The following is a 13,196-nucleotide window of genomic DNA, read 5'->3' on the forward strand; positions in this document are numbered from 1 at the left end:
AATCAAGAATGAGCGGTCAAAACGAGAGCCCGTACTATTTCGTACCGCATCCGTCGCGGCATCCGATCAGCGCCGCGGTCGGATTGCTGGTCATGCTCGGATCGCTTGCGGCCTGGATCAATGATCATGACTGGGCGCCGCTCGGCGTCGCCGCGGGTCTGCTGTGGCTTCTCTATACCTTGTGGCACTGGTTCGGCGACGCGATCTCCGAATCGGAAGGCGGTATGTACGGCAAGAATGTCGACAAGTCGTACCGTTGGAGCATGAGCTGGTTCATCTTCTCCGAAGTGATGTTCTTCGGTGCTTTCTTCGGCGCGTTGTTCTATGCACGCGAAATCGCGCTGCATCAACTCGGCAGCCTCGACTACAAGCTGATCTGGCCGGATTTCTCGGCAGTGTGGCCGAACAACGGTCCGGCAGCGCTGGTCTCGACCTTCAAGTCGATGCAGCCGTGGCCCGTGCCGACTATCAACACGGCGCTGCTGCTGTCGTCGGGCGCTACGTTGACGGTTTCGCACCACGCGCTGCGTGAAGATCATCGCAAGAAGGCGATCATCTGGCTGGCAGCTACCATTGTGCTCGGCGTCTGCTTCCTGTTCCTGCAAGGGTTCGAGTATTTCCACGCGTACAACGAACTCAACCTGACGCTGTCCTCGGGTGTGTACGGTTCGACGTTCTTCCTGCTGACGGGCTTCCACGGTTTCCACGTGTTCCTCGGCGGCACGATGCTGACGGTGGTGCTGGTGCGGTTGATCCGCGGCCATTTCACGGCGGAGCATCACTTTGCGTTCGAAGGCGCCGCCTGGTACTGGCACTTTGTGGACGTCGTGTGGCTTGGGCTGTACGTCGTCGTGTACTGGCTGTAACGCAGTCTGGCCTGCATACGTACTGGAAACCGGCCGGTTTCCGGAACATGTGCAGGCCGTTCGCGCATCGCCTTTCTAGGGCGCGGCGCAGGAGCAGTACGCAAGTTATGCAGCGCCGCCCTCGACCCTGTCAGGGCGGCGTTTTGTTTGGTGAGTTTGGTGCGTTTGGCGAGTTTGGTGAAGTGAAGTTTTTTCGCCGGGCTCAACGCCCGTAAGGAATACCGGTCGACTGAATCCACCCCATCCAGTGAGCGAACAGGATGAACAGGAACAGCGAGATCGACAGGCCCACGCGCGTGGCGAGCGACCAGACCATCCGCTTGGTTTTGCCCTTGTCATGCATCATGAAATACAGCGCCGACACCATACTGGCGATGATCAGGACGAAGGCGATGGGAACGAGAATGTGCATGGAACCAACTGAAACCAGAAAGCGCAGAGGCAAGACGTTTATTATCGCACCGCGCGTCGGCGTCTGCCGCAGGTTCCAGACGCCGTCGCAGGCGGTGGCGCCGGAGTGCATTCGATGAAATTCCGCCTCATTCCCGCGCTGTTGATTCTGCTGGTGATTGCGGTGACGGTACGGCTTGGTTTCTGGCAGCGCGACCGCGCACATCAGAAGGAAGCGCTCGAAGCCCACATCACGCAGTTCGAGGACGCGCCCGCGCAGCCTGTGAGCGCCGCGCCGGTCGAACTGAAGGACATCGAATTCCATCGCGTGAAGGCGCGTGGCAGTTTCGTCGCGGACAAAGTCGTCTATCTGGATAATCGCCCGTATAACGATCAGCCGGGCTTTTACGTCGTGATGCCTTTTAAACTGGCCGACGGCGGTTATGTGCTGGTCAATCGCGGCTGGCTGCCGCGCAACATGAACAATCGCGAGACCATCGCGCCGTACACCACGCCGCAAGGCGAGATCGAAATCGAAGGCATTGCGCGTGCCGATGCTTCACGTGCATTCGAGTTGGGGCAGGGTGGATCGGCCGAGCATCAGAAGATCCGTCAGAATCTGAATACGGCGGCCTACGCTGCGGAAACCGGGCTGCCGTTGCAATCGTTCGTGATCCAGCAATTGAGCGACGACGGCGACAAGCTGGTGCGCGATTGGCCGGCACCGACGACCGGCGTTGAAACCAATTACGGCTACATGTTCCAGTGGTGGGGTATGGCAGCGGCGGCCCTCGCATTCGGCCTATACGCCGCGCGCCGCGCCGCGAAGAAAGAGCACGCCCAAGGCGTGTAACGCATCGCCAGCGGTTTCCTGGAGCCCCGAAAAAGGCCTGAAAGCCGCGCAATTCTTGAAAGAGGTCCTGTAGTGTCGACGCAATCTCCCCGTTCGCCGCAAGCCGGCAAACCCGCAGCTCCGAAAGTGATGCCCGGCCAACCCAATGGCGAGGGATCGTGGAAGCGTGGCCGCTGGATGCTGCTGTTGCTGGCGATCATCTGCGCCGCGCCGATCGCCGTGTCGTATTTCGTTTATTACGTGGTCAAGCCGACCGGCGGCAGCACGAGCTACGGCACGCTGGTCGAACCGCAGCGGCCGATTCCCGATTCACTCGTCGTCACGGGTGAAGACGGCAAGCCGCTCAAGCTCGCATCGCTGCGCGGCCGTTGGCTGATGATCTCCGTCGACAACAGCGCATGCGACAAAGCCTGCGCCACCAAGCTGTACTTCATGCGACAAATCCGCGTAGCTCAGGGCCCGGAACGCGAACGCGTCGTCGAAGTGTGGCTGCGCACCGATGCAGGCAACGTGTCCGACGTGATACAAAGGGCCTATCCCGACACCAACATGTTGATCGCCAACCCGGCGCAGGTGTCCGCATGGTTGCCGACCGACACCGGCACCCAGCTCACCGACCACATCTACATGGTCGATCCGAACGGCAATCTGATGATGCGTTTTCCGAGAGATCCGAACCCCAGCAAGATCAAGGGCGACGTGACCAAGCTGCTCAAATGGTCGAGCATCGGCTGATGCCGCAACTAGGGTAAGAAAGATGTTTGTACTGCAACTGGCCCTGATTGGCTTGTGTTTAGCGTCGTTGCCGCTGTCCTATGTGTGGGTCAAGGCTGACGACAACAAATTCCGCAAGCTGGTCTGGCTCACCACCTTCCTGACGCTGGATCTGGTGATGTTCGGCGGCTTTACGCGCCTCACCGATTCAGGTCTCGGCTGCCCGGACTGGCCGGGTTGCTATGGCACGTCGTCGCCGTTTATCGCGCACGCGGCGATTACCGCCGCGCATCAATTGATGCCCACCGGGCCGGTCAGCATGCCGAAGGCCTGGATCGAGATGATCCACCGTTACTTCGCAATGGCGATCGGCGTGTTGATCATCGCGCAGATGCTGATTGCGTGGACCGCACGTATCAAGCGTCGTCCGCTGCATGTGTCGCCGTGGTGGCCGACTTCGCTGCTGCTGCTGATTCTCGTGCAGGGCGCATTCGGCGCGTGGACCGTGACCATGAAGTTGCAACCGATCATCGTGACGACCCATTTGCTGCTCGGCCTCGCGTTGCTCGGCACGCTCGGCTGGCTGGCTGCGCGTCAAACGCCGCTGCCGGCTTATGAGCCCGAAGCCGCGCGCTGGCGTGCGGCGGCGATCGCCGGGTTGGTGCTGCTGGTCGTGCAGATCGCATTGGGCGGTTGGGTCAGCACGAATTACGCGGTGCTCGCCTGCACGGACTTCCCGACCTGCAACGGCCAATGGGTTCCGCCGATGGACTTCGCGCACGGCTTCCACTTGTGGCGCGCGCTCGGCATGACCGGCGACGGCGACATGATCACGCAGGATGCGCTGGTCGCAATTCACTGGACACACCGTACATTCGCGATCGTCGTGGTCGCTTATCTGGCGTGGTTTGCGCTGAAACTGCGCCGTTTCGAGTCGCTGCGGCGGCCGGCAAACGGCGTTTTGCTGGTGGTGCTGATTCAATTCATCACCGGCCTGTCGAACATCGTCCTGCAATGGCCGTTGCCCATTGCGGTCGCGCATAACGGGGGCGCCGCAATCCTGCTGCTTTTGCTCGTTATGTTAAACTTTCGGATCGCTTATAGCCGTCCCGGCCGCGCCGTGTTGCCTGCGCGCGATGCCGCGCCAGCGTGACCCCACATGGACAGCACAACTCTCTCCCAAACGCCCGGTAGCCGGGTCTCCCAGTACATCGCCCTGACGAAGCCGCGCGTCACGCAGCTCGCTGTGTTTTGCGCCGTCATCGGCATGTTTCTGTCGACGCCCGGCATGGTGCCGTGGACCGTGCTGATCGGCGGCACCATCGGTATCTGGCTGCTGGCCGGTGCCGCGTTTGCCATCAATTGCCTGATGGAACAGAAGATCGACGCGAAGATGCGTCGCACCTCGTGGCGGCCGTCCGCGCGAGGCGAAATTACCACCTCGCAGATCCTGTTATTTTCGGCCGTGCTCGGCGGCCTCGGCATGTGGACGCTCTACACGTTCGCCAATCCGCTGACCATGTGGCTGACGCTCGCCACCTTCGTCGGTTATGCGGTTATCTATACGCTGCTGCTCAAGCCTGCCACGCCGCAGAACATCGTGATCGGCGGCGCGTCAGGCGCAATGCCGCCGGCGCTCGGTTGGGCCGCCGTCACCGGTCACGTGCCGGGCGACGCATGGATTCTCGTGCTGATTATTTTCGTGTGGACGCCGCCGCATTTCTGGGCGCTTGCACTGTATCGCCGTAAAGACTACGAAAACGCCGGTCTGCCGATGCTGCCGAACACGCACGGCGAAAAGTACACGCGCCTGCATATTCTCCTGTACACCGTAATCCTGTTCGCGGTCACGATGATGCCGTTCATCTCCGGCATGAGCGGCGTGGTGTACATCGCGGCGGCCGTGTTGCTCGGCGCCGTGTTCCTTGCGTATGCGTGGAAGATCTATCGGGAATATTCCGACGACCTGGCGCGTAAAACCTTCCGTTACTCGATCGTTTATCTGTCGCTGCTCTTCGCCGCGCTGTTGATCGACCACTATGCGCGCGTCGTGATCGGCGCGTAACACCCATGCTTACACAACGCTTTGTGCGCACGGCGCGTGCCGCCGCGCGTGTCACCGTGATTGCTTGCGCACTCGGCGGCGCGCTGCTGGTGGCGGGCTGCGGCAAACAGCCGCCGGCGTTCCAGAACCTCGATATCACCGGCAACACGCAATTCGGGAGCGACTTCTCGCTGCCCGACACGTCCGGCAAGGTCCGCACGATGGCGGATTACAAGGGCAAGGTGGTGGTGCTGTTCTTCGGCTACACGCACTGCCCGGACGTCTGCCCGACCACGATGGCTGAGCTTTCGCAAGCGCTTCAACAACTCGGTCCGGAAGACGCGAAACGCGTGCAGGTGTTGTTCGTCACCGTCGACCCTGACCGCGACACGCCGACTCTGCTCGCGCAATACGTGCCGGCGTTCAACCCGACGTTCGTCGGCTTGCGTCCGGCAGACCAGGCGCAACTCACCAAGATCACGAAAGACTTCCGTGTGTACTACGCGAAGGTGCCTGGCAAGACGCCCGATAGCTACACGATGGACCACACGGCGGCGAGCTATGTCTTCGACCCGGACGGCAAACTGCGTCTGTTCGCGCGCGACGGCCAGGGCGCCACGCCGTGGGTGCACGATATCAAGCTGCTGCTCGATTGATGCATTGATGTAGACGGGCGCGTGCTTCTGCCGCGCGCCCGTATTCAATTTCCTTCGCTGTATTCCTCAAGCCGGCATCGGCAAATTCATTCCCGGCGCGAGCCGCGTCGCCTTGAACTCCGTCACCTCGTAACGCGCGAGCTTCTGTTCGGAGAACGGATCGCTGGCGAGAATTTCATCCAGCTTATCGCGCTCGATGCGCACCGCCAGAATGATGCCGCCGTCACGCGGCACCTTTGGCCCGGCGGCCACGAATACCCCTGCGTCGAACTGCTTTGTCAGAAACGCGCGATGCGCTTCGAGTGCGTCGTCGATGCGTTCGAGCGATGCGGTGTAGATGAGATTGATGACGTACATGAGCGTTCTCGTAAGCGAATGAATGGGGCCGCCCTGGGTTCGCGGCCTTGACCTTCGATTATCTGTCAGCGGCTGCTTCGTTGCGCACGCTCAACGTCGGCTCGTCTCTGTCCTGCCGCCGTCGCTTCCTTACAGGTTGCCTCAAGTCGAGCGGCTGCCATGCCGATATACCTGTGGCAATCGTTTGCGCGTCAGGTCGTCAGCGCGTTCGCACAGCGCGAGCGCGCTGTCGGCGCCGGCCCGCAAACAGAACACGAATCACACGAGAGAGACCACAACAATGAGCAGGATGAGTTTGAATCGCAAACTATGGCTGTCGCTCGCGCTCGTCTGGCTGGGGTTGCTCGGCGTCGGGCTGTGGAGCGCGGTCGAAACGCGCAGCACGATGCTGGCGGAGCGCAAGGCGGGCATGGTGAACCTCGTCGACGCGGCGCAGGGCATCGTGAACGGTTACTACGCGCTCTCGCAGAGCGGCAAGATGAGTGAGGTCGACGCACAGCGTGAAGCGCTCGCACGCTTGGCGACGATGCGCTACGGCGAATCCGGTTATCTGTTCGTGATGGACTCGAAGCCGGTCGTGCTGATGCACCCGACATTGCCGCAAATGAACGGCAAATCCGTCGGCGATTTCAAGGACCCGGACGGCAAGCTGCTATACGTGACGATCGTTGACGCCGCCAAATCAAGCGGCCGCGGCTTCGCGCAATATCGCGGACGCTTGCCGCACAGCGAAACCGCGGTGCCGAAAATCAGCTACGTGGTGCGTTTTGCGCCGTGGGACTGGAACATCACAAGCGGCGTGTTCATCAAGGACATCGACACGGTCTACTACGAAACGCTGCTCGGCCACTTGCTCGTCGTGCTGGTGATCGGCGCGATCATTTCGCTGGCGATGGTGCTGATCATCCGCAACGTGCGCGCGAGTCTCGGCGGCGAGCCGGACCAGGCGGCGCAGCTTGCCGCGAGTATCGCCAGGGGCGATCTCACTCGGGTCGTCGACGTTCGTCCGCAAGACAAGACCAGCATGATGGCGGCCATGCACGACATGCAGAACCGTTTGCAGCGGACCATCGGCGAGATTCGCCACTCGGCGGAATCGATCGCCTCGGCGACCCAGCAGATCGCTGCCGGCAATGGCGATCTGTCGCAGCGCACCGAGCAGCAGGCGGCCTCGCTTCAGGAGACGGCGGCGAGCATGGAAGAGCTCACCGCGACGGTTAAGCAGAACGCGGACAACGCGCGTCAGGCGAGCGGTCTGGCGCACAACGCGTCGGAAATCGCGACGCGCGGCAACGACGTGGTGAGCCGTGTGATCGGCACGATGGGCGAGATCAACGACAGCTCGCGGCAAATCGCCGACATCATCGGTGTGATCGAAGGCATCGCTTTCCAGACCAATATTCTGGCGCTGAACGCGGCGGTCGAAGCCGCGCGCGCCGGCGAGCAGGGCCGCGGCTTTGCGGTCGTCGCCGGGGAAGTGCGCAATCTCGCGCAGCGCTCGGGAACGGCGGCCAAGGAGATCAAGCAGTTGATCGGCGCGTCGGTGGAGCGCGTGCACAACGGCTCGACGCTGGTTCAACAGGCCGGCACGACGATGGGCGAGATTCTGCAAGCGGTGCAGCGCGTCACCGACATCATGGGCGAGATCGCGGCGGCGTCAGAAGAACAGAGCAGTGGCATTTCGCAGGTCGGCCGCGCGGTCACACAGATGGACGAAGTGACGCAGCAGAACGCGGCGCTGGTCGAGCAGGCTGCCGCCGCGGCGGCTTCGTTGCAGGATCAGGCAGGGCGTTTGCGCGACACGGTGAGCGCGTTTCGTGTGAACGGCGCCGACGCCGCGATGGCGGGGCCAAGGTGACCGTGTGCTGCGTTTCCTGCACGCGCTCCGGTCCCGCGCCGCTGCAGGGGCATATCCATATGCGATCGCGATATTTCCCATCTCGCCGGGCATATGAGACCATTTACGGTCCAGTTGGCGGCGCGTCCACAAGATGCCTGCCGCCGGCTTCCACCCGAATCTGACATCGATCAGAAACAGCGAGAATTAGATGCAGCGTAGAAACATCCTTAAAGCTCTCTCGGCCGTGATCGCCGGTGCGGCGATCGTCACCAGCTTCGGCGCACACGCCGACGACAAGGTCATCAAGGTCGGCACCATCGGCGGCCCGGATGCGCAAATCTGGGAAGTCGTCACGAAGGTGGCGAAGCGCGAAGGCCTGAATGTGAAGGTGGTCGAATTCAACGACTACGTGCAGCCGAACGCCGCGCTCGACGCAGGCGATCTGGACGCCAACAGCTTCCAGCACCAGCCGTACCTCGACAGCCAGGTCAAGCAACGTGGCTACAAGATTGTCAATGCAGGCCTGACGTACATTTCGCCGCTCGGCATCTATTCGAAGAAGCTGAAGTCGCTGAAGGATCTGGCGCAAGGCGCGAAGATCGCAGTGCCGAACGATCCGTCGAACGAGAACCGTGCGCTGCTGCTGTTGCAGGCGCAAGGCGTGATCAAGCTGAAGGCGGGCGCGGGCACGAACGGCAATAACGCTACGCCGCTCGATGTCGCCGAGAATCCGAAGAAGATCAAGCTGGTCGAGCTCGACGCCGCGCAACTGCCGCGCTCGCTGTCGGATGTCGATGCTGCCGCGATCAACACGAACTTCGCGCTGGCCGCCGGTCTGCAACCGACCAAAGACGCAATCGCGCTCGAAGACATCCGCAGCCCGTACGCGAACCTGATCGCCGTGCGCGCACAGGACAAGGACAAGCCGTGGGTCAAGAAGCTGGTCGCGGCTTACCAGTCGGAAGACGTGCGCCAGTTCATCAAGACGCAGTTCAAGGGTTCGGTGGTGCCGTCGTTCTAAGCGCTACCGCGTCTAGCCGACCGCATCCGCTCGACGCTGGAGCCGGAAAACGAAAACGCCACGGGAAACCGTGGCGTTTTTTTCGGCCATGCACGCGGCTCGTTTGCCGCTCGCTCGCCCGTTTTCGCCCGCTTGCGCGCCGGTATCTGCCTAAGTCCGCATGCGCCGATGCAAGCACCTCCAAGCCCGATCCTACAACTCCAACTCCCATCGCTCGACTATCAGATCCTTGCCGAAGCGCCGCTCCGCCGTCGTGCAGGCGAGCTGGAAGCCGGCGCGCTCGCATAGCCGCCGCGGCTCCTTGAGCGTGCTGGCCGTGGTCAGAGTGAGCTTGGTGTACCCCGCGCGTCGGGCGAACCGCACGCATTCATTCATCAGCTGCGCGCCGATGCCAAGACGCTGCATATCCGGCTCGACCCACAACAGCCGCACGCCTGCCACTGTCGTCGAGACTCCGACGATGCACACCGAGCCGACCACCGTCCCTTCCTGATCGGCGACCCAGCACATCTCGCGTACCGGATCGCCACGTTGCGAGTAATCGGCGACGACGCGCGAGAGCAAGCCTTCGAACGATTGATCCCAGCCGTATTGCGCGGCGAACCACTGCGCCTGCCGATGCACGAGCCAGCCGCAGTCGCCGGCGCGCGGTTGCCGAAGGGTCACGAGTTCGTGGTTCGGCTTGCTGTCGAGCAACCGCTCGATCACCTTCATCGCGGTGATCAACTGTTCCTGGGAGAGTGTCGTCAGGCCGTTCAGCAGTGCCGATACTTCTTCGATCGCTGCTGTATCGAGCGGCGCGTAGGCCGCGTGACCGTTGTCGGTGAGTGCAATCAGCGATTGGCGCGCGTCCGAGTCGGACGGGCGTCGCGTAATCAGATTGCGTCGTTCGAAGCTGGTCAGAAGGCGGCTGAGGTAGCCGCTGTCGAGGCCGAGATTGCGCCCGAGCACCGAGGCCGTCTGCGCGCGTCCGCGGGACAGTTCATGCAGAACGCGCACTTCCGTCAGCGAGAAGGCGCTCTTCGCCAGATGCTCATGCAGAGCGCCGATGAGCTGGGTATAGAAGCGGTTGAAATGGCGGACGGCCTGAGCGCGCCGCAGCGCCTCGGAATCTGTCAAATGCGGCTCCCCGGGGAATTTTTATGGCTTGCTATCCAGCACTATATTTGAAGGCATCTCATTAAAAAAGACACGCGGCGAAGGGGACGCATCAAAGTGGTATCAAAAAGGTATCGATTTCGGGGTATCCCGTCAGCCTGATAGAGAACCAATATGGACCACGCGGATGCTGTCCGGCATCCCGAATACGGGTAAATCCTGATCCCTGTCGAGCGCTCTCCTAAGCCCCCAAATCGCCTTCTGAAGCTTATCCAGCAAGGCTTTCCGCAGATCCGTACCAGCATGGGACCAATCGATTGACTGGTATTATGTTGGTTATATAATGGGCTCTCATTTTCGTAGACCGCATTCTTCGAGACGACCGCCGGAGCCCCATGGAAACTCGCTGGTCCGCACTGATGCCTGACGCTCGCAACGTCACGCCGCTCTATCTGCAGCTCGCGCGCAATCTGGCGACGGCGATCCACTGCGGCGTGTGGTCGGCGGGTGAAGCGCTGCCTTCGGAGCGCACGCTCTCTGATGCGATCGGCGTGTCGCGCATCACCGCGCGCAAGGCGATCGAGCTGCTGGTCGAGCAAGGCCTGATTAGGCGGGCGCGGGGCGCGGGCAGCTTCATCACGCCGCGCGTCGAAGACCCGCTGTCGCGACTCACCGGTTTCACGAAAAAGATGCAGCAACGTGGCTTCCGGCCAGATTCGGTGTGGCTCGAGCGCGATATCCGCGCCGCCAACCGTGATGAGCTGGTGCACCTCGGCTTGTCGCCCGGTGCGGCGGTGGCGAGTCTGCGGCGGCTGCGGCGGGCGGACGGCATCGTCATGGCGGTCGAGCATTCGGCGCTGCCCGCGGCGATCGTGCCCGATCCGCTGGCCATCGGCGTGTCGCTATACAGCTATCTCGAACAACGCGGCGCCGCCGTCGTGCGCGCCCTGCAGCACTTTCGCGCGGTCAACGCTTCGAGCGAGATCGCCTCGTTGATGGATATCGAACCGCGCTCGGCGCTGCTGGTCATTACCCGTATCGGCTATAGCGCGGACCAGCGAGCGATCGAACTCACCGACACCTATTGCCGCGACGATTACTACGATTTTGTCGCTGAATTGCGCACCTGATAGAGGATGCGCGGCCCGCCGTCGCGTGCGGCACCACCGGGCGCAATTCAGTCACACCCCGCATTACGCCTCACCAGAGAGAATCATGCTGACCGGAAACATACTCACCACCGATGGGTGGATTCACGGCACGCTGGAATACGAAAACGGCCGCATCACGGCGCTGACCGGCGAACGCGCCGATCCGTCGAAGAACGACGCGCCGTACATCCTGCCCGGCTTCATCGATTTGCACGTGCATGGCGGCGGCGGTTCCGACGTGATGGAAGGCGGCGACGCGATCGAAACCATCACCCGCACGCATGCGCGTTACGGTACGACCAGTCTGCTCGCCACCACGATGACCGCGCCGCGCGACGAGCTGATGAGTGTCGTCGCGGGTCTGGGCAACAACGCGCGCATTCGCACGCCAGGCGGCGCGCGCGTGCTCGGCGTCCATCTGGAAGGTCCGTACATCAACCCCGGCAAGCTCGGCGCGCAGCCGGACGCCGCCGTGTCGGCGGTGATGGACGAGGTGCTGAAATATCTTTCGATCGCGCCGATTCGCGTGGTCACGCTGGCGCCGGAAATCGCCGGCCATATGGAGATCATCTCCGAGATGGCGGCGCGCGGCGTGCGCGTGCAGCTCGGCCATTCGCTCGGCACCTACGACGACGCCGTCGCCGCACTCAAGCACGGTGCCTGTGGTTTCACGCATCTGTTCAACGCGATGTCGCCGCTGCATCACCGCAATCCCGGCCTTGTCGGCGCCGCGCTCGCGCACGCCGAATTCGCCGAAATCATTCCCGACTTGCTGCACGTCCATCCGGGGGCGATCCGCGCGGCGTTGCGCGCGATTCCGCGTCTCTACGTAGTGACGGACAGCACCTCGGCTACCGGCATGCCGGACGGTGAATACCGCCTCGGCAGCCAGCATGTGACGAAGTGCCTTGGCGGCGTGCGTCTCGCCGACGGCACGCTCGCCGGCAGCACCCTGACGATGGATCAGGCGCTGCGCAATCTCGTATCGATCGGCTTGCCGATCGCCGATGTTTCAAACCGTTTGTCGCGCTACGCCGCCGACTACCTCGGCATCGAAGACCGCGGCCGTATTGCGCGCGGTGCGTGGGCCGATGTGGTCGTGTTCGATCGTGAACTGGCGTTGACCGCGACATACGTCGAAGGAGAAGCAATTGTCGAATATGCTTAAAGAGGCGCTGGCGTCCGCTGAAACGGTCGCCGCGCAACTCGCGGAACCCTCGCGCGTCGAGGCGCTGGCGGCGAAGCTCGCCCAGCAACCGCGCCATGTCGCGCTGACGGTCGCACGCGGCAGCTCGGACCACGCAGCGAGTTACTTCGCAAGCCTGACGATGAGCCGCCTCGGTGTGCCGGTTGCCTCGCTGCCGATGTCGGTCGCGACGCTCCAGCAAGCGCCGCTGCAGGTGCGCGATCAGCTCGCGCTGGCGTTCTCGCAATCGGGCAAGAGCCCGGATCTGGTCGGCACGATGGAAGCGTTGCGCAAGGCCGGCGCGTTGACAGTGGCCGCAGTGAATGCGCCGAGCTCGCCGCTGGCCGACGCTTGCGAATTTCACCTGCCGCTCATGGCCGGTCCGGAACTGAGCGTCGCCGCGACCAAGAGCTATATCGCCATGCTGTCGATCTCCGCGCAACTGGTCGCTCACTGGCAGAAGGACGACGCCCTGCTCGGCGCGTTGAACACGCTGCCCGATGCGCTGCAAGCCGCGGGCAAGCTGGATTGGTCGAAAGCGGTGGATGAACTGCGTGGCATCGAACGCATGATCGTGATCGGCCGCGGTCTGGGCCTCGCGATCGCGCAGGAAGCCGCGCTGAAACTGAAGGAAACCTCCGGCATTCAGGCCGAAGCGTTTTCGAGCGCGGAAGTGCGGCACGGTCCGATGGAGCTGATCGACCGCGACTACCCGCTGCTGGTCTTCGCACCGCGCGGTCCCGAGCAAGCCGGCTTGCTGCAACTCGCGCGCGACATGCAGGCGCGCGGCGCCCGCGTGCTGCTCGCCGCGCCGGCCGACGTGCCGGAAGCGACGCTGCCGCTCGCCACTACCGCTCATGCGGCGCTCGATCCGATCGCCGCGATCCTGTCCTTTTACGTGATGGCCGCCGGCCTTGCCGCCGCGCGCGGGCGCAATCCTGACGCGCCGCGCCATCTCAACAAAGTCACCGAAACTCACTGACGAGAAATCAGATGCGACGTGTCGAGGAGTCCCGCTTG

At 62.7% G+C, this 13,196-nt stretch carries 14 protein-coding genes; 11 read left to right on the forward strand and 3 right to left on the reverse strand.

Annotation, left to right across the window (positions count from 1 at the left end; translation table 11 throughout):
• Positions 1 to 8: 8 nt before the first annotated feature.
• On the forward strand, positions 9 to 866 hold the full coding sequence (locus tag HHL24_RS10265; protein WP_169485391.1) for a cytochrome c oxidase subunit 3: 858 nt from the start codon (positions 9 to 11) through the stop codon (positions 864 to 866).
• Between the two features lie 202 nt (positions 867 to 1,068).
• Here HHL24_RS10265 and HHL24_RS10270 read toward each other — a convergent pair whose 3' ends face one another.
• Positions 1,069 to 1,278: a twin transmembrane helix small protein gene (locus HHL24_RS10270; protein ID WP_007179452.1), complete on the reverse strand. Its 210-nt coding sequence runs from the start codon at positions 1,276 to 1,278 to the stop codon at positions 1,069 to 1,071.
• Positions 1,279 to 1,392: 114 nt separating this feature from the next.
• Here HHL24_RS10270 and HHL24_RS10275 point away from each other — a divergent pair, with 114 nt between their 5' ends.
• The 5 genes from HHL24_RS10275 to HHL24_RS10295 all read left to right on the forward strand — a co-directional run bounded on the left by HHL24_RS10275 (position 1,393) and on the right by HHL24_RS10295 (position 5,523).
• Positions 1,393 to 2,109: an SURF1 family protein gene (locus HHL24_RS10275; RefSeq protein WP_169485392.1), complete on the forward strand. Its 717-nt coding sequence runs from the start codon at positions 1,393 to 1,395 to the stop codon at positions 2,107 to 2,109.
• Positions 2,110 to 2,181: 72 nt separating this feature from the next.
• Complete coding sequence (locus tag HHL24_RS10280) at positions 2,182 to 2,844, forward strand: SCO family protein (protein WP_169485393.1); 663 nt, start codon at positions 2,182 to 2,184, stop codon at positions 2,842 to 2,844.
• 22 nt (positions 2,845 to 2,866) lie between these two features.
• Positions 2,867 to 3,976, forward strand: coding sequence for a COX15/CtaA family protein (locus tag HHL24_RS10285; protein ID WP_169485394.1), 1,110 nt, complete (start codon positions 2,867 to 2,869; stop codon positions 3,974 to 3,976).
• Between the two features lie 6 nt (positions 3,977 to 3,982).
• The gene (cyoE, locus tag HHL24_RS10290; RefSeq protein ID WP_169485395.1) at positions 3,983 to 4,888 is read left to right on the forward strand and encodes a heme o synthase; all 906 of its coding nucleotides are present in this window, start codon (positions 3,983 to 3,985) and stop codon (positions 4,886 to 4,888) included.
• A 5-nt stretch (positions 4,889 to 4,893) separates the two neighbouring features.
• Entirely contained in the window at positions 4,894 to 5,523 is a 630-nt protein-coding gene (locus tag HHL24_RS10295) for an SCO family protein (RefSeq protein WP_169485396.1), read from the forward strand.
• A gap of 66 nt (positions 5,524 to 5,589) precedes the next feature.
• Here the strand turns inward: HHL24_RS10295 and HHL24_RS10300 are convergent, their stop codons facing one another.
• Positions 5,590 to 5,880 carry a YciI family protein gene (locus tag HHL24_RS10300; protein WP_169485397.1) on the reverse strand — a complete coding sequence of 97 codons (291 nt, stop codon included), beginning with the start codon at positions 5,878 to 5,880 and terminating at the stop codon, positions 5,590 to 5,592.
• 280 nt (positions 5,881 to 6,160) lie between these two features.
• Here HHL24_RS10300 and HHL24_RS10305 point away from each other — a divergent pair, with 280 nt between their 5' ends.
• Both HHL24_RS10305 and HHL24_RS10310 read left to right on the forward strand, forming a co-directional pair.
• Positions 6,161 to 7,738, forward strand: a complete 1,578-nt coding sequence (locus HHL24_RS10305; RefSeq protein WP_230417401.1) for a methyl-accepting chemotaxis protein — start codon at positions 6,161 to 6,163, stop codon at positions 7,736 to 7,738.
• A 190-nt stretch (positions 7,739 to 7,928) separates the two neighbouring features.
• Positions 7,929 to 8,741 carry a MetQ/NlpA family ABC transporter substrate-binding protein gene (locus HHL24_RS10310; RefSeq protein WP_169485399.1) on the forward strand — a complete coding sequence of 271 codons (813 nt, stop codon included), beginning with the start codon at positions 7,929 to 7,931 and terminating at the stop codon, positions 8,739 to 8,741.
• Positions 8,742 to 8,933: 192 nt separating this feature from the next.
• Here HHL24_RS10310 and HHL24_RS10315 read toward each other — a convergent pair whose 3' ends face one another.
• Entirely contained in the window at positions 8,934 to 9,860 is a 927-nt protein-coding gene (locus HHL24_RS10315; protein WP_169485400.1) for a bifunctional helix-turn-helix transcriptional regulator/GNAT family N-acetyltransferase, read from the reverse strand.
• Between the two features lie 374 nt (positions 9,861 to 10,234).
• On the opposite strand from HHL24_RS10315, the gene HHL24_RS10320 reads away from it, so the two are divergent.
• From HHL24_RS10320 to HHL24_RS10330, 3 genes are all read left to right on the forward strand, one after another.
• Positions 10,235 to 10,969 carry a GntR family transcriptional regulator gene (locus HHL24_RS10320; RefSeq protein ID WP_074285541.1) on the forward strand — a complete coding sequence of 245 codons (735 nt, stop codon included), beginning with the start codon at positions 10,235 to 10,237 and terminating at the stop codon, positions 10,967 to 10,969.
• Between the two features lie 85 nt (positions 10,970 to 11,054).
• Positions 11,055 to 12,158, forward strand: coding sequence for an N-acetylglucosamine-6-phosphate deacetylase (nagA, locus tag HHL24_RS10325; RefSeq protein WP_169485401.1), 1,104 nt, complete (start codon positions 11,055 to 11,057; stop codon positions 12,156 to 12,158).
• Positions 12,151 to 13,158 carry an SIS domain-containing protein gene (locus HHL24_RS10330; protein ID WP_169485488.1) on the forward strand — a complete coding sequence of 336 codons (1,008 nt, stop codon included), beginning with the start codon at positions 12,151 to 12,153 and terminating at the stop codon, positions 13,156 to 13,158. Before nagA ends, HHL24_RS10330 begins: the two co-directional genes overlap by 8 nt.
• Positions 13,159 to 13,196 lie beyond the last annotated feature (38 nt).

This window comes from Paraburkholderia polaris, assembly GCF_012927345.1.
GTDB classification, from domain to species: Bacteria; Pseudomonadota; Gammaproteobacteria; order Burkholderiales; family Burkholderiaceae; genus Paraburkholderia; species Paraburkholderia polaris.